We start from the raw sequence: 564 nt of genomic DNA on the forward strand, positions 1-564 counted from the left end.
GGGCTGCTGTAGTTGAGCCGGATGAAATTGCGGTAGCTGTCGGAGACCGAGAACATGTAACCCGGCCCGACGGTGATGCCGCGCTCCAGCGCCCGCTGGTAGATCTCCATGCCGTCGACCGGCGCGGGCAGCTCCACCCACAGCACGTATCCGCCTTGCGGGTTCGAGGTGCGCGTGCCTTCGGGGAACCATCGGTGCACCGCGTGGCGCATCAGGCTGGCCTGCTGCGCGTAGGCCTTGCGCATGCGTCGCAGCCTGTGGTCGTAGCCGTCGCGCTCCAGGTATTCCGCGATGGCCAGCTGCGGAATCGCGGGCGTGGTCAGCGTGTTCAGGAATTTCAGCTTCTCGACCTGGTCGCGATAGCGGCCCGGCAGCGCCCAGCCGATGCGGTAGACGGACGTCAGGGTCTTGGAGAAGGACGAGCAGTGCAGCACCAGGCCCTTGGTGTCATGGGCCTTGAGCGTGCCGGGCGGCGTGTCGCCGTAGTAAAGCTCGTTGCAGACCCCGTTCTCGATGATGGGCATATCGCGTTCCGTCGCCAGCCGGACCAGCGCGGCCTTGCGC

The 564-nt window shown here is 66.5% G+C and carries 1 protein-coding gene; it reads right to left on the reverse strand.

The features are described 5' to 3' along the window. Positions 1–564, reverse strand: a 564-nt coding sequence (locus KDH83_RS31280; protein ID WP_212323007.1) for a PLP-dependent aminotransferase family protein, incomplete at both ends; no start/stop codon positions are given.

It is taken from the genome of Achromobacter sp. Marseille-Q0513 (genome assembly GCF_018195695.1).
Classification (GTDB): Bacteria; Pseudomonadota; Gammaproteobacteria; order Burkholderiales; family Burkholderiaceae_B; genus Achromobacter.